This is a genomic window from Planktothrix sp. FACHB-1355 (assembly GCF_014748295.1).
Lineage (GTDB): Bacteria > Cyanobacteriota > Cyanobacteriia > Cyanobacteriales > Aerosakkonemataceae > Aerosakkonema > Aerosakkonema funiforme_A.
The window spans coordinates 1-15,068 of sequence record NZ_JACJUP010000001.1; the positions used below are offsets into that span (position 1 = coordinate 1).

Here is a 15,068-nt window from a genome sequence, read left to right on the forward strand (position 1 = left end):
TATAATCTCGGTATTGAGGTTTAATGGGAATAGGGTTTTGGCGATTGTTCTCCCCGCTAATCAGTTGGTTGTAGTGGTCACCAACGGTTTTGACATACTCGATTTTGTGGGAGAGACTTCCGTATTCTTGTAGTAGGTCTATTTCTGATTCTAAAGCTTCTATGGCTGTGGCATGGTTGTTGATTACGCCTACGGATATTCCATCTGACATGAAGATAGCAATTTCTTCAAATGGTTTATCTGGGGGGAATGATGCTTTTTCTTCTTTTTTGATGGGGGCGTAAGCGTTTTCTGGTAAATTTCGCTTTTTTACTTCTTGAGTGAAGTTGGGATATTTAGTGGCTATTTCTGTGCCAATTGTGTCACCATCAAAGTCTCTGCCTTGACGTTCTGATTCGGTTTCTGCTGGCACAGTTTCATCGGTTTCGATACCTTTGGCTTGCAATGCTGCAATTCTTTGAGCGATTCGTTCTCTGGTTTCGTCATTGACTACTACAACACCGACTAGGGGTTTACCGTTGGGGTTTAGTGCGTCGGGGACGTATTTATTTTTTGAGATGCACATCCCGTTGGAATTGAGATATGGCGAGCAAAAGTTTAAGATTTTTTCGCCTTCTGGAAATCTCATATCGCATATTTCGCCATTGATTAAATCTTTACTGGGTATTATCATGGCGCGATTGAATTTGATGGTTTTTCCTAATGATAAATCTCGCCATTGGTTTTGCATGAATCGTTCTAATTCGTCTACTACTTTTTGGGATGATAGTAGCTGGCCCCATCCTTCCAGGTCGGCTTTAATTAGACGGTACATTATGGGGTCTTGTTGCTCTGCTGTTTCTGATTCTGAAATGTCGTTTTCTTCCGGATTTTCTTCTAGTTGTCGGTTTTTTTGGAATTTTTCGTAGGCTTCACAGTAGCGTTGTGCTACTTTCCTGGGGTCTTTTTGAATGGATGCTAATTCCAAAGCTTCTTGTTCGATTTGGCGGAGGAAGTCTTTAATGCCAAATGGCGCACAGTCTAGTGTTTGGGAAATTGCTACTAAGGAAGGTTGGGAACGGTCTTTTTCACCTATAAAGACCATTTGGTCGGTGTAGAGCCCTGGTCGAATGGGGTTATTTTTTTTGTCTCCACCTTTGAATGATGATGTGGGTAAGATTAGATCTATAGTGGTGTTTAATTTTTCTTTTATTGGTAGTTCATTGAGGCGGAATGGTGCTACGGTTCCTTTTCCAAAGCGACGGTCTAGTTCTCCGCCAAAACATCCTAGTCGATGTTGAATTACGTTGGATACAGTGCCACTGAGTTCTGTTGCTAGTTCTGGTGATATTTTGCCGTGACAGTCTCCTACTAATCGCCAAGCTATGTCGTTAGGAAGTATGTCTCCGTTTTCTCCTGTGATATCGTCTACAATGAGAATATTGACAGGATGCTTTACTGCGTTTTGACAAGCGCCGATGAAGATGCTGCCATAAGCACCTCGGTCTTTTTGGTCTGGACAAATTGCTTGTATTGTTTCTAAGTATTTTTGGGGGCCATATACTAATCGACCGCCACTAGAGAGTAGTAGAACGTGGTTTTCTGGATGGTTATATAAGTCTTCGGGCGCACTGTTTTCATCTATGTGACCGAAGGAGAAGTCGTTTGTAGCGTTTGGGAAGAATGCTTCTAGTAGGGTATTTTGGAGTTCTTCTGTTAAAATACCACTGGGGTCTGATGGATTTTCTATCCATTGGTTTAATCTGGTATCGAAGTGTTTAAATTGTAGTGTCATGGTGGTAAGTAGTGTTATGAATTCAAATTTTTTGGTACGGTTTGATAGGGAGTTTGCTTTGGATGAGAAGCTGGGTGAGGATTATGTTGAGGGTTTGGTTATTCAGGGGTATTCTGATGACCAAATTGTTCGGCAGGCGTCAGCTTTGCGTAATGGCACTCCGCTGGATGAGTTGCCTTTAGATATGGATGCTGAAGATTATTATGACTATCTCAGCGGTGGTTATGATTTGCTAGGAGATGATGAGGAAACTGAGCCTGAATTGGTTGAGTATGTGTATCTCGACCCCAATGCTCCAGATGATTTTTAATTTTAAAAGCGGCCTGTAAAGGTCGCTTTATTTTTACTGTCTTAATAGACAAATGGCTCTGGCAATTATTAATCTCGGCGACAGTAACGCTATGCGCCCATTGCAGGATAAATACCAAAGCCATATTTGCGTGGAAAAACATCAAATTATTAGCTCGGCAAACGAAGCTACCTCCGGGGCAGCGAGTTTGATGATCTGCCCTTCCTTATAAGGAACCCTATCAATTATTTGAAACTCACAGGGACAACCTCTTTGTTCTACTAAAGTATCCAAATCGCTGTTACCATAAACCTCAAATTCCTCCCCATTTGGCTCTTGGATTAAGTAACGCCACCGCAAGCGCTCATACTGAGTACTTTTCCCTGTTTTCTTTAATACTTTGTAAACCAGGCCATCTTCTAAATCGCGCAAAGGAACGGTGGGATGCGGCACCGATGCTAACAATTTAGGAATAGGCGCACCTACCCCTTTTTTAATCCCAATTTTCCGTTCTTTTTCCGGTAACCGCAAATCTTCGTTATAAGCAGATGAACGAGATAAATCAATTCTCAACTCGGTATCTTCTATGAGGATATCCTGATACCCTTCATAACCAGTTTCGTATTTGATGAACTTAAAACCTTCAATTGCTTGAAATTGAGTATCAAAAACCCCAATTTTACTATCGTCATCGAGGTAGACAGTTAAAGTATTGCTGTAATATCTCTGTTCCCCTTCTTCAGTAGTCGCTCCAGTAATACGAATCAAGGCACATTCATCCGGTAAAACTGACAAGTTTTTCTCGATCGCCTTCAACTGAGCAACGGTAATGTATACCGCTTCCCCAGTCAGATCGATCTTACTTGTTACGTGCTGATTTCGCTTAAACTGTTCGGCAATTTGCTGCAAATTAGTTGACTTTTTGGACGAAGTAACCATTGTGACTCCTTTATATACGAGCGGCTAATTTTTCACCCAACCAGGCGTCTTTACCTTTACATATATTCGCGCCATATGTGGCCAGGGGCATCTAACCAAAGAAAGTAACCTTAGCTATCCAGAAAAAGGCCAATTTAATAGCAAAGACAGAGTTAGTCTCTATCTTTTGTTATAAAGCAAAACGCTTAGACTTTTTTACCTCCCTACCAAAGGGGCAAGGTTTTATTTGGGGAAAAGTGACATAAATAAATAAAGCCTGAAAATTATATCCAGAGCTATTGCAACCACTATGCCTCGCAAGTCAAGTTCAAAAACTAAGCAGGAGACAAAAGCTATGTCAATCGAAATTAAAGGCAGCGAAGACCTTGAGAATCAAGCAAGTTTAGAAGAAAATAGTAATCAGCCGGAAATTCTGCTCCCTGCAGTAGAGAAAGAACAAATTGTCGTACATATTAGTGGGGGTGAAATTGGTGGAATAGGGAAATCGACGGTGGGAAAAGCAATCGTTTACTACTATCAGAAAAAGGGAAAACAAGTGATTGTGGTGGATTGCGATCGCACCAATCCCGATGTGTGGAATATGTATCAAAAAAATGAAGTAGAAGCAGCGCACCGCTTAGAATTAAGCGATAATACCGATCGCGAAGACGCGGCGGACGAAATTCTGAACTGGGCAGCTGCTAAAAAATTACCAGTTTTAGTTAATCTCCCTGCTCAGGCAGATACAAACATCCGTGCGTGGCTCGATCGTACTGTGTTACCTCTGATACAGTTACCCGCAGAAGAGAAGGATGTAGAAATTCAAATCAACTATTGGTTTGTCACGAATGGATTTAAAGAAAGCATCGATTTATTTTTAAATTCTTTGTGGCACTACGGAGGACATATCCAACATATTTTAGTCCGAAATAATGGCATAGCAAGCAATTGGGATAATATCGATAATGACCAAAATTTGAAACACCTCACTCAGAAGATTATTCGGCTACCTAAAGCTACAAAGAATCAGGCAATTATTGAAAAACCGGAAATAGCTAAAAAAGATAAAAATATCAAAGATGTAGATGAAACTGGTCACAAGATCTTACCAATTATTCAAATAGAATTTCCCCGCCTCGCCAAGAGAGAACGGGATAAATTGAACGCAGAGGGAATTTCATTTAGGGAAGCTTTATCGGCTAGTACGAACGGCAACGGGAGAAAAATTTGGCCTGTATGGGAACGAAGCCGACTGTATAACTTTATAACAGATGCGGTAACTGTATTTGCAGAAACGGGAGTGCTGCCATGACCCCATTTGTAAAAAAACCGGAGGATTTTCCATTACTCAAACGATTGTTAAAAGATAAATCAGAAGATTTCCAACAAAGGGTTTGGGATTATGTAGCTTTAACCGATCTCCAACCTGACGATCCGGGGATAATCTTTCCCATTTTATTGGGGCAGTTGCAATTACTGCTATCTGAGACACCTGACACCCTAGAACGTATGTTCAAAGAGGGTTCTGCCGAATTGAAACAATCGTTGGAGTTGTCCGAGCGGGTACTGATTGCACGGCAGAAAAAGGCGATCGCAGATGCAGCTTTAGCCGTAATTCGGGAGGCACGCGAGGAAGCGAAGAAGAAAGAAAGCTTACAACCTTGGAGTACTATAGCCCTGGCATCTGGTTGCCTTGCAGGAATACTGGGGCTGGGGTTTTTTCTAGGGATGACAATTTCTCCTTTCCTGCAAGGCGGTTATGTAGAAAATATGCGAATAACCGCCGAGCGAGCCGCGACACTACGATGGGCGGAATCAAAGTCAGGAAGAAAAGCCAGAGAGATTCTGGAACTAAATTCGCAATATTTAAATTCCTGCGAAAGGGATGTTCGGCGTTTAGGATTGACACTAACTTTTAACGGGGTAACAAAAAAATCAGGTTTTTGTTTGCTTTGGATAAAGAAGCCAAACTAAATCGGTCAACTTCTCGGATGCGGTGCTTGATGGTATTCGTTTCCAGCATGCCAATTTTTAAGTTTCGGACGCCACGATCGCAAACGCATTTCTACGTTGGGATCGCCCTTTCGATAAACAGCTTGATAATAAGCATCTTTGTCGCAGTCTTTGGTCGGAAGGCGATCGCCCTAAAAATTTGGCCTTTGTTCATGCAAGGGCTTTTTTCGCTGCAAATGTTTATAAATTCAGACTTGTCGAATTGACAAGTGCGATCGCTTAGGAGTGCGTATAACCTGACATCTAGCCTCTAGAGGGATTCGGCCAAGCGCTATCAAAAAGTCCGCCGCCCTAGAATTACCTTTCTTGAGGATTAAATATTCGCAAATTGCTAAGCAATCTGACAAAGTGAAAGTTAATACCTCCGCTCCATTCTCCAGATAGCAGGCTAGAGGCTCCCTCGTCAGGCCATACGCATAAAGGGTACGACGAACGGGACTCGCAGGGCGTGCTAACCAATCAGATTCAAAGCCAATTAGCTCCAAAAAAGAAGCAACTTCGATTAAATACAAGGTTTCTCCTTCGGTATGTTTGCCAGCTAAAACCTGCAAAGAGCTATCAGTATAATCTAGTAACTTTACGTGAAAGATATTAATAACTTTCACGTAACCAGGTTCTGAACTTGGGTCTGATAAAGCTAGGTAATCACAACCATTAGCCTGTGAGTTGAGATAGTATTCAGCAGCAGACCATAACTGTCTGGGTTGGTTTTTGGCTTTTTTTGTCGGCTCAGTTTGTGTTACTAAATATTGCCAGTACTGAGCCGCAGTTCTTAAAGTGCAGACACTAGCTAGGAGATAGTTAGGTAAATAAGCTTCAAAAACAGAATCAGCAGTTTCTGTTTTTTCTAGGAACTGCAATACTGACTGGCTGGGTAAACCAACCGGATTCGCTATTTGTCGAAAGGTGAAGACAAAGTTTTCATCCGGTAGTTGGTAAGCATTTAATTCAATGTTTAAAGAACGCCACACGCCACGGCGTAACAGGGGGATGAATTTAGCTAGTCTGTGCATAGAGATAATATTCATGTTTCCAAAAATTACATGAGAAAAAGCTGAGGCGGGTAACGAAAATGAGGAATAAATTTTCTTCCCTATCTCCCACATCGCCCACATTGCAGGGAGCTTAACGCGAGTGCAATTCGTTTTAACCCCAACAGTCAACAGCCTAATTAAGCCTTTTATCCTTCAAAAGCTCGGCCAAAGATTTTTGTGCAAGCAGTTTTAACAAAGCTAGAGCTTTCTGATTTTTTTGGAGAGCGAAGTAAGCCCAAATAGTTAGCCAATCTTCAAAAGATAGAGTAGTGACGCGACAGAAATTGCCGCGCTCTGCTTTGTAAAGATGTTGAGAATACTTTCCGGAAAACCCCCGTTGTCGTAAAACGCGGTTTTTCTTGGCGGAACGCTTCATTTCCTTATCTAGCCATTCTGTTGAAGCATCGATTACAGACAAACCAGATTGTGGTGTAATCCAATATTTGCCCTGCCGATCTACCACTACAGAAAGCATTCCAATGGATTCAAAGAAGCAGTCAAATAAAACACCTTCTTCAGAGATATTTTCTTCAAAATCATAGTCAGGCGTACAGAGATAATCAGAATCTTGAACTGCTTCTGGCTCTGGAAGAACCTCTGCATATTTGAGATTTTCACAATCAGCCATGAATTTTTGCCAGCGTGCATCAGTACGGGTTGGTAAATGAGACAATTTCCTTCTTTTGGAGAGGTATTTCCAGTAGGATACCGCCGTAGACAAGAGGGTAAGAGTCCTTAATTTCCTTTTATTAGCAGGCTGTAAGGTAACCTCAAAAGTAGGAAAATTGTAGTTAATGATGAATTTTTGTACCGCCATTGCAGAAACTCCAAACATTTTCGCAATGGTGTCTCTGGCAATTAAGATCGCAGGCTCGTTGTCTATCAAAGTATAGTAAATCCGCCAGCTGCTCCCGCTGCCTCTCAAAATCCCGGAGGTTGCATACAAAACTGAGTTTCCTTGCATAGAACAAAGGTTTCTGATTAATTCAAGGATTTTAAACACCAGTAGACGGGTCTTTTTTGGTATTCTTGCCAGTGCTGAATCTAGGCATATGTCATCTGAAAAGGGAAAAACAAAGGGAATTACTAATCCCACGGTTTTTTTTGTTTTATAGCAACCGCCAGGGCGATTAAGGCAACTCCAACTGTTACCTTTAGTCCATAATCCCTTACTTCGTCAAGCTTTTTCCTCTTCCCTCAACGCTCGCCCCCAGCAAGAGAGCCCCTAGTGCCTAGCTATATATGACAAATATTTTGGCTTTCCCAAACTAAATACCAGATCTGCCTTAAGTTAGATTCCTTTTATGCCTTTAGATTTATAAGTTTAGTCTGTAGGGACAAAGATCTTATTTGAAAGTCCCGGAATGAGTTAAGTAGCTGCAAGTATTTCAAGAAAAGTTTTTATTTACTATATAGATATAGAGTTGTAATAATACAGCCTAAAGGATAATATTTATGAACAAAATAGTAATTAAAAATTGATGTACCTGCACCTAATTATTCAAGTAAAACTATTACTTAAGATTTTCTAATTAATCGGTAAATCAAGTTTCATCCCTTCTTTTAGACCAAGGTTTTGGGCTGTTCCACCCAACAGTTCAATTACTGCATCAACCTGAACGGGCGACGCAATAGGAGAACAAGAAAAATCAGCTTGGCAGGGAGGAACTTGGTGCATAATTTTGACAATTTTACCTTGACGTATAAACACTAAGTCAAGAGGCACCAGCATATCTTTCATCCAAACTGCTACGTTCCGCCTCGGCTCTACAGGGAAAATCATACCTCCTGTTTTTAACTGCCTTGCGGTTCTTTTCATTAACCCTCTCGATTGAGTTGCTGGAGTATTAGCAACTTCGAGCGTAAACTTTGTACCACCTAGCATTATTTGCACTGTAGGGCGAGTGTAATTAGCAGCTACTCCCGCCAACATCATGGCAAGCAAACTAATCCCAATGCTCCAGCCAAAAGTATCTGCGATCCGATCCGTTAAACTTTTATTACGCATAGTTTTAACTTAGTTCCCGCTCGTTTTAATTTCGCTCCAACCGCTGACCCCAATAACTAATCAGTGGTGGTGCGAACACTGAATTATCAGGAGAACTGGCTGGTTCGCAAATATATTTAGCTTGGTTTTCCATTGCCAATATCTCATCAGTTCTGGCAGAAAACAAAGTAAAAATGGTATCTCTTTGTGCCAGAAAATCTGGGAGTGATAATTGGATAGAAATGCGATCGCATTTGCCTGGAAGCGTCATAGAATAATGAGACTGAAAGACTGCGTTAGCCGCTTTAATGACCATCTGCTCTAACTCCGCTGGCGTAAAGTTTTGGGTGAGGTTAAGCAGTTGTCTCCATTCAGCTTCAGTTAACGGCCCATCACCCTGCTGATAACGCCGATCGAAACGCTGTGCGTGTAATTGAATGATTTCTTTACGCTCGATATGCTGAGGAAAACCAACGTAAACCCTGCGATCGAAGCGCCCTTCGCGAGTCAGCTCTGGAGGTAAAGAATTAAAACGGTTTAAAGTTGCAATTACGTAAGTATAACTGGTTTTTTCCTGCAACCAAGTCAGCAATGTTCCTAATATTTGCCGATTTGAAGTGGCTTCACCAGAAGAAACTCGCTCGGTATCGAACAATTTATCAAATTCATCAAAGCCTACAACTACAGGAGCCAAAGCTTCTAAGCGCCTAATTATTTCCCGTAGATAACCAACACCTCTGGCGACAATAATACCCACATCTAAAATGCACAATGGAAATCCTAATTGATCGGCACAAGCTTTCACGGCTCTGGATTTCCCAGTTCCGGGAGGCCCAACCAGCAAGCAACCTTTAGGTAGGGGTAAGCCGCAGTTTCTTGCCGCATCAGTATATCGATTTTTGACCTGCTCGAACATATTTCGCAACCGATCTAAGCCACCAAATCCTTTAACGTTGGGCTGTGCAATGAAATCTAAATCCAAAGTGCGCTTGAGTCGCTCTTTTTTATACTCCAGCAGATAGTTAATAACTGTTGCTTCTTCGTTTCCTGTCGCTTGTGAGTGTTTTAATCCTAACGTTAAACCCGTAGTAATTTCTTCTCTACTCAATCCGGTCGCGGCTAAAATTAAGGAATTGCGATCGCGCGGAGCGCACTGCCGAAGGCGATCGCAGAATTTACCCGCACCCACAGGAGATTGCATGAGTGCATCTATATGGATGCCAATCTCTTGGATATCCGGCAAGGGTTTCCACAATTCGGGTATCGCGGAAGCTAAATCCAAGGGTAATTCTGTTGCATCCGTCCCAAGTAGGATCAGGTAGGGGACGGATTCTTTTTGGTTAGTCTTGACCTTGGCCTTCCATTCACCAAGTAAGTTTATCAGCATCGATCGCAAGCGCAAAGCACTTGATTTTGTTGCCGCATCAGCGTCAAGCGACACAGCCATTAGCGACTGAAGATTTTCAACGATGAAAATCGCCGACCCAGCATAGCGTTGCACAAAGCTTAAAGCTTGTGCGGGAAAGACAGCTTCCCAGCTATCGCCGCGATCGGAGAAATCCATAGACGCTGTACTAAATCGGATTTCCCAGAATGCTTGTTGCCCAAAATTCCAGATATAAACAGGCAACTGTCGCTGCACGCCAAAATTGGCGATAAAACTAATGGTTTCCAGCCTCTCAATTAATAGGCTTTGGATGGAAATAATCCTGAATTCTTCCAGTAATAAGTCGATATCTTTCCACTGCATCTGCATCCTTCCTTATAAAAAACTACTAGCACTGACCTCTTTCTAAGGTTAGAAATAGCCGACTTAATCCAAAGTGACTGAGAACAAATAAATGCCTGCGGGTATACTAAGCAAGAGTCTTATCCAGTCAGGTAGGCGATTGAGTGGGTAAGTGATAGCAGAGATGGCAAGCAATACTCCTCCGTCTTGCCATTGTCCGCTAAGTATTTGAAATCCACCCATCACAGCCAATAATACTGTCAGCAACCACCCCAGGAACTCTTGAGCCAGTTGCAACCTACCTCTTTTTCCGGTTTCCGGTGGTGGCGTATTCATGTTATTAGCCCTTGACAATCAAAGTATTTTCTCATTTGATTATAAACGCTTTCTTTGGCCGTTATCCACAGATAAAATAGTCTACTACCTCAGTCATAGTCTATTTATTTCTAGGGTATTAATTTTGATCGACCGCCCTTGGTTAGCAAATATAACTCCGGTCTTAGTTAACCCAAGACTATAGCATTAAAATGATAAATGATGAGATTCTACCCAATGAACGGTTTAATTAAAGTAGCAGCTAATGTACTAATAATAAATAAGAGTTTTGAACTTTTCTTATGCCATTACCAAACTTTCTCCCCAATAAAACTAGAGGGTTCAATACCGAACTCGCGCTCAACCAAATTCCTATCGAGTTACTTATGCACGCAGCTTCAGGATTACTGTTTGTGGATTTACTCATAGGATTTACCTTCTCAAACTTGATTTTGTTCGTGTTATTTTTGTTCGGTTCTGCCGCATTAATTTGGCGGCATGAGTTTAACAAATTTTTGACAAAAATAGCTCGTGGAGTTAGTAGAGGACACATAAGAATGGGAGCCGTATTGTTTTTAGTTATGGCTACAATCTGGTTCCTCACCTTAAGTGCTGCTCCCGCTCACGCTCAATTCTTTGTCAATACAGAACAATGGCTACGTCAATCTTTCCCGATAGGCGGTCAAGGTGGCGCGGGTGGTGCAGGTGGTGCTGGAGGCACTGATATATATGCACTGGTATTTAACACCCTTCGAGCCATTTTCGTTTTGTATTTAGCAATATCCTTAGTCAGGGTAATTGCAGCAGCCAGGAACGACGAAGACTGGCAAAATTTGGCCAGAACCCCCCTCATTATTCTGGTTGTCGTGACATTAGGAGATATCCTTGCCACCTTAATTACTGGTCAAGGAACAGGTGGCGGTGGCGGCACACCTTAAGAAAGGCGTAAGCGCGATTCCAATTTGTTTGCAGGTACGTCACTATTTCCAGAGTTTTCAATCGGGAAAATATGCCAAATTCGCGCTCTTTTCCACCTGCTAGCACATTTAGACCAGTTAACCCAACTTTGGGAAAAACTCCAAAGTTGGGGCCATTCCCCGGCGATCAGGTTGCTCCTTGGGCAGGGATATGTTTAGTCAGCTACTACATCTGTAAAACCGTATTTGGACTGTCTTGGTTGTGGACAGGATTAGCAGCTGGGTGGGGATGCGCTACCTGGTGGATACTTACAGCAAATGGTGCTTGGCGGTGGTTATCTAAATTCGTTTCAGTTCCTAATTGGACGAGAGGGTTTGCTTTATATCAGCCACTTCTGGAAAACAGGGAAGTCAATCAATCCAAAACTTCTCATAGACAAATTTTGATGGAATTACAACACTCTCAAAGAAAAAGCTTCAAAGCAACGCGAGGAAGAAAATAATGGGGATACTAAACTTTTTTCAAGCTAAAGATTCACCTAAAAGTTCAGAGATTAAGCACTCTCAGAAAAAAAGACGTAAAAATAAACCAAAAATCGGTAAGCGTGAAGTCGATAATGGCTTTGGCAAGATTCGGGTAACTCCCCTTGAAGATGCTTTCCAACTAGCTAGCTTGCTAGAAATTAATTTATTCGATCGCCCAATGGGAGCCTACGTACTCAAAAAAGGTGAAGACAGTTTCATGATTCAGTTTGGATTTGAGTGCCAAGGTGTTCACTCAACCTTAAGAGATGAGGAAATTGACCCGATATTTGATGCGATCGAATCTGGATTAAAAGATTTACCTTTTGACGAAAGGTTAACTATTCATCTAGGTTCTTTCACCACAGACAGCTTCCGACAAGCCGAACTAGAAACAATAGTAGAAACCGCACCAAATCCAGAATTGCAATACTTAGTTTTGAGTGAAAAAGCACGAATACGGCAGCTAACTCGTCAAGGAATCCGAAAACCTAAATTCCTTCGTTTGTATGGAACCTATACCATAGAACCGGAAACCGTAGGAACAACCGACCATATTGAAAAAGCTTTAGCTTTTATTGAAAAGTCATGGAAAAAGTTCACTGGAGAAATTCACGAACTCCGCTTTTTTCGAGTAGAAAAGTTACTTTATGCGTCTTTCACCGATGGTTTCCAACGCTGGGAGCAATTACTTGCTAACAAAATGGGTTTAGAGATTCGCCCTTTTACCGCCCAAGAAATGTGGTCGCATTTGTGGTCGAGATTTAACGATACTCCACCACCCCCAATTCCTCAGTTGTTAGTTTTAGACGAAAACGGCTTGAGAGAAAATCAATATTCAGATGTGCATCCCACAACTTTATTAATGGAATCTGAATCTTCTGTTCCCGTTGCCGATCGCCGTTGGACGCATATCAAAAATAAATACATCGGAGCTTTAACCTTTCAAGATAAACCGGGAGGTTGGACAGATAAATATGCCCAAATGTCCTATTTATGGAAGGTGATGGCACGCGATGAAGTGTACGATACAGAAATTTATTGTCAGTTGATGAGAGCTAACGATGGGTTGGTAAAAAGCAATATGCAACGCATTACCAAACAGTCTACAGTTAGCGCTGAACTGGCAACTGAAAAAAGTTCTGTAGATGTCGGTTCATTATTAAAAATTGAAGATGCAGTTGCCGCTCAAGCTGAACTCTATCGCGGCGCAGTTGGTATCCATACTGCTGTTGTTTTCTTAGTTTACCGTCCGACTAGGGAAAAATTAGACGAAGCGTGTCGTCACTTGCAATCTTTATTTCTTCGCCCAGCTTGGGTGATTAGAGAAACTGAATATCCTTGGAAAATTTGGCTGCAAACGTTTCCAATTTGTTGGGAACGTCTGATGACTACTCCTTTCAATCGTCGCCGACTTTATCTTAACAGCGAAGTTGTGGGATTGATGCCTTTAGTCCGCACCCGAAGTGGTGATAAAGCTGGGTTTGAATTAATCGCAGGAGAGGGAGGAACGCCTGTTTTTATCGACTTATACAATCAACACAAAAATTTAGGTCTTTTCGGTACAACTCGCTCCGGGAAATCGGTGATGGCAGCAGGCATTTTAACCCAAGCTTTAGCGCGGGGAATGCCAGTAGTAGCAATGGACTATCCCAAACCAGATGGTAGTAGTACGTTCACAGACTATACTCGGTTTATGGGTGAAGATGGCGCTTATTTCGATATTGGCAAAGAATCTTCAAATTTATTTGAATTACCGGATTTAAGTACCCTATCGCCACAACTTCAAAAAGAGCGATTTGAAGATTACAAAGACTTTTTAACTTCCGCATTGATGGCAATGGTGATAGGTGGAAAACGCACCAGCGGGATGAGAGATACTGCCATTCTGGACACTGTACGATCGATTTTGACTTTAGCTTTGGATGCTTTCTTTAGCGACTGGCAAATTCGCGATCGCTATGCAACTGCATTCACTAATGGCTTTGGCTCGGAAGAATGGCAACAGATGCCCACTTTAAGCGATTTTCTGAGCTACTGTTCTACGGAACGGCTGCGCTTGGATTCACTGGCTGGCGATATTCCGGCGGCGCTGCAATTAATCAAACTGCGCTTGCGGTTTTGGCTGACTTCGCGAGTGGGTAGAGCGATCGCACTTCCTTCGACTTTTAGAAGTAACGCAAGGTTGCTTGTTTTCGCCCTCAGAAACCTTTCCAACGATGAAGATGCAGCCATCCTTTCTTTGAGTGCTTATTCGGCAGCTTTACGGCGTGCTTTGGCATCAAAAGCGAGTATTTTCTTCATTGATGAATCGCCAATTTTGTTTGAATATGACAGTATCGCCGCTTTAGTTGGAAGATTATGTGCTAACGGAGCTAAATCGGGTATCCGTGTTATTTTATCCGCTCAAGATCCAGATACGATCGCTACCTCTCCCAGTGGTGCAAAGATATTTCAAAACCTGTCCACTCGACTAATTGGAAGAATTCAACCAACAGCAGCAGATCGCTTTGTAAATATTCTCAAATATCCACCTGAAATCATTTACAAAAATTCCACAGAAAGCTTTTTTCCGCGCCGAAGCGGAATGTATTCGCAATGGTTGTTAGACGATAACGGCATTTACACGTACTGCCGCTACTATCCATCCGCCGAGTTATTAGCAGCAGTTGCTAACAATCCTGAAGAACAGGCGGCGCGTGCGATCGCTTTCCAAAAATACAGCGATAAATTCATCGCCATCAAAGAGTTTAGCAAACAACTTGTCGCTCTAAATAAGAGTGCTTGAAATTGAAAATCAAGAAGGAGTAAATATGGAACACAACAAACACTTCAAAAAATCCGCTATGGTTTTAGGTTTAGCTGCGATGCTTTTGATTGCTTCTGCTGCTCCTAGTCGTGCTGTTACTATACCGATGGGTGGGGGAGACTTTTTCAATGGTTTGTTGAACCAGTTTCTCCAGTATTTTGAAGAAGCTCAACGGTACATTAGCCAAGCAATAAATGACAAAATTCAACCGTTAGAAGAGTCGATTAATGCCGATTTACAAAATGCACTTGGGCAAGCTAAAGGCGTTTTGGGAATACCCGACCCTATAGCGACTCGAAAAAGTGTCGAAGAAACTTTATCAAATTCTGCTGAACCGATTAATTCACAAGAAAGAGCAACAAACGAGATCGATCGCCAAATTACCAGAGCAACTGCATCTGCAACACTCAGTCAAGAAGGACAGCAACGAACTCAAGAACAATTGCAAATTACCAAACAAGCAGTAGAAACGGTGCAGCAGCAAGCACAAATCGCTCAGTCAGATGTAGTTACTCAGAATGTCATGAAACGGATCGCTGCCCAAAATGCAGAAATCAGCGGTGTTCTTGGTTCTATGCGGCAGGATATGGCACAAGATGCCCAACGTCAAGAACTAGCTAATGTCAACCTAACAAATATTTCTCGTGGTATCGACGGTCAAAACCAAGCCGCAGATAGCGAGCGAGTTAGCACGGGTTTTGGCAACTTACGTATTTTTTCAAGAGCCAGATTGTTCTAATTCATTTTAGGTGAACCTGAAG

Annotated in this window: 14 protein-coding genes; 7 read left to right on the plus strand and 7 right to left on the minus strand. The window is 42.1% G+C overall.

The window, feature by feature from the left end; all coding sequences use genetic code 11:
- Nucleotides 1-1,774: hypothetical protein (locus H6S82_RS00005; protein ID WP_199317854.1), on the minus strand; the 1,774-nt coding region annotated here is incomplete at its 3' end.
- Nucleotides 1,775-1,790: 16 nt separating this feature from the next.
- On the opposite strand from H6S82_RS00005, the gene H6S82_RS00010 reads away from it, so the two are divergent.
- A complete protein-coding gene (locus H6S82_RS00010; protein WP_190464649.1) occupies nt 1,791-2,084 on the plus strand; it encodes a hypothetical protein in 294 nt (97 codons plus the stop codon).
- Between the two features lie 141 nt (nt 2,085-2,225).
- Here H6S82_RS00010 and H6S82_RS00015 read toward each other — a convergent pair whose 3' ends face one another.
- A complete protein-coding gene (locus tag H6S82_RS00015; protein WP_190464650.1) occupies nt 2,226-3,002 on the minus strand; it encodes a hypothetical protein in 777 nt (258 codons plus the stop codon).
- Nucleotides 3,003-3,336: 334 nt separating this feature from the next.
- On the opposite strand from H6S82_RS00015, the gene H6S82_RS00020 reads away from it, so the two are divergent.
- Together H6S82_RS00020 and H6S82_RS00025 are read left to right on the plus strand one after the other, a co-directional pair.
- Nucleotides 3,337-4,293, plus strand: coding sequence for a hypothetical protein (locus tag H6S82_RS00020; protein ID WP_190464651.1), 957 nt, complete (start codon nt 3,337-3,339; stop codon nt 4,291-4,293).
- Nucleotides 4,290-4,955, plus strand: a complete 666-nt coding sequence (locus H6S82_RS00025; RefSeq protein WP_190464652.1) for a DUF6753 family protein — start codon at nt 4,290-4,292, stop codon at nt 4,953-4,955. Before H6S82_RS00020 ends, H6S82_RS00025 begins: the two co-directional genes overlap by 4 nt.
- A 227-nt stretch (nt 4,956-5,182) precedes the next feature.
- Here the strand turns inward: H6S82_RS00025 and H6S82_RS00030 are convergent, their stop codons facing one another.
- From H6S82_RS00030 to H6S82_RS00050, 5 genes are all read right to left on the minus strand, one after another.
- Nucleotides 5,183-6,022 (minus strand): hypothetical protein, encoded by an 840-nt coding sequence (locus H6S82_RS00030; RefSeq protein WP_190464653.1) that lies wholly within the window; start codon nt 6,020-6,022, stop codon nt 5,183-5,185.
- Nucleotides 6,023-6,161: 139 nt separating this feature from the next.
- The gene (locus H6S82_RS00035; protein ID WP_190464654.1) at nt 6,162-7,124 is read right to left on the minus strand and encodes a hypothetical protein; all 963 of its coding nucleotides are present in this window, start codon (nt 7,122-7,124) and stop codon (nt 6,162-6,164) included.
- A 432-nt stretch (nt 7,125-7,556) separates the two neighbouring features.
- Nucleotides 7,557-8,036 (minus strand): DUF192 domain-containing protein, encoded by a 480-nt coding sequence (locus tag H6S82_RS00040; protein WP_190464655.1) that lies wholly within the window; start codon nt 8,034-8,036, stop codon nt 7,557-7,559.
- A 25-nt stretch (nt 8,037-8,061) separates the two neighbouring features.
- Entirely contained in the window at nt 8,062-9,765 is a 1,704-nt protein-coding gene (locus H6S82_RS00045) for an AAA family ATPase (protein WP_190464656.1), read from the minus strand.
- A 63-nt stretch (nt 9,766-9,828) separates the two neighbouring features.
- Entirely contained in the window at nt 9,829-10,080 is a 252-nt protein-coding gene (locus H6S82_RS00050; protein WP_190464657.1) for a hypothetical protein, read from the minus strand.
- Nucleotides 10,081-10,361: 281 nt separating this feature from the next.
- Between H6S82_RS00050 and H6S82_RS00055 the strand changes: the two genes are divergently transcribed.
- From H6S82_RS00055 to H6S82_RS00070, 4 genes are all read left to right on the plus strand, one after another.
- A complete protein-coding gene (locus H6S82_RS00055; protein WP_190464658.1) occupies nt 10,362-10,997 on the plus strand; it encodes a hypothetical protein in 636 nt (211 codons plus the stop codon).
- Between the two features lie 71 nt (nt 10,998-11,068).
- Nucleotides 11,069-11,479, plus strand: coding sequence for a hypothetical protein (locus H6S82_RS00060; protein ID WP_190464659.1), 411 nt, complete (start codon nt 11,069-11,071; stop codon nt 11,477-11,479).
- Nucleotides 11,479-14,286: a hypothetical protein gene (locus H6S82_RS00065; RefSeq protein WP_199315268.1), complete on the plus strand. Its 2,808-nt coding sequence runs from the start codon at nt 11,479-11,481 to the stop codon at nt 14,284-14,286. Before H6S82_RS00060 ends, H6S82_RS00065 begins: the two co-directional genes overlap by 1 nt.
- A gap of 25 nt (nt 14,287-14,311) precedes the next feature.
- Nucleotides 14,312-15,046 carry a hypothetical protein gene (locus tag H6S82_RS00070; RefSeq protein ID WP_190464660.1) on the plus strand — a complete coding sequence of 245 codons (735 nt, stop codon included), beginning with the start codon at nt 14,312-14,314 and terminating at the stop codon, nt 15,044-15,046.
- The last annotated feature ends 22 nt before the right edge of the window (nt 15,047-15,068 follow it).

Excerpts from the sequence above, each read along its gene's own strand:
- H6S82_RS00010 (WP_190464649.1), top strand. The coding sequence starts at position 1,791 with ATGAATTCAAATTTTTTGGTACGGTTTGATAGGGAGTTTGCTTTGGAT.
- H6S82_RS00015 (WP_190464650.1), bottom strand. The coding sequence starts at position 3,002 with ATGGTTACTTCGTCCAAAAAGTCAACTAATTTGCAGCAAATTGCCGAA.
- H6S82_RS00020 (WP_190464651.1), top strand. The coding sequence starts at position 3,337 with ATGTCAATCGAAATTAAAGGCAGCGAAGACCTTGAGAATCAAGCAAGT.
- H6S82_RS00025 (WP_190464652.1), top strand. The coding sequence starts at position 4,290 with ATGACCCCATTTGTAAAAAAACCGGAGGATTTTCCATTACTCAAACGA.
- H6S82_RS00030 (WP_190464653.1), bottom strand. The coding sequence starts at position 6,022 with ATGAATATTATCTCTATGCACAGACTAGCTAAATTCATCCCCCTGTTA.
- H6S82_RS00040 (WP_190464655.1), bottom strand. The coding sequence starts at position 8,036 with ATGCGTAATAAAAGTTTAACGGATCGGATCGCAGATACTTTTGGCTGG.
- H6S82_RS00045 (WP_190464656.1), bottom strand. The coding sequence starts at position 9,765 with ATGCAGTGGAAAGATATCGACTTATTACTGGAAGAATTCAGGATTATT.
- H6S82_RS00050 (WP_190464657.1), bottom strand. The coding sequence starts at position 10,080 with ATGAATACGCCACCACCGGAAACCGGAAAAAGAGGTAGGTTGCAACTG.
- H6S82_RS00055 (WP_190464658.1), top strand. The coding sequence starts at position 10,362 with ATGCCATTACCAAACTTTCTCCCCAATAAAACTAGAGGGTTCAATACC.
- H6S82_RS00060 (WP_190464659.1), top strand. The coding sequence starts at position 11,069 with ATGCCAAATTCGCGCTCTTTTCCACCTGCTAGCACATTTAGACCAGTT.
- H6S82_RS00065 (WP_199315268.1), top strand. The coding sequence starts at position 11,479 with ATGGGGATACTAAACTTTTTTCAAGCTAAAGATTCACCTAAAAGTTCA.
- H6S82_RS00070 (WP_190464660.1), top strand. The coding sequence starts at position 14,312 with ATGGAACACAACAAACACTTCAAAAAATCCGCTATGGTTTTAGGTTTA.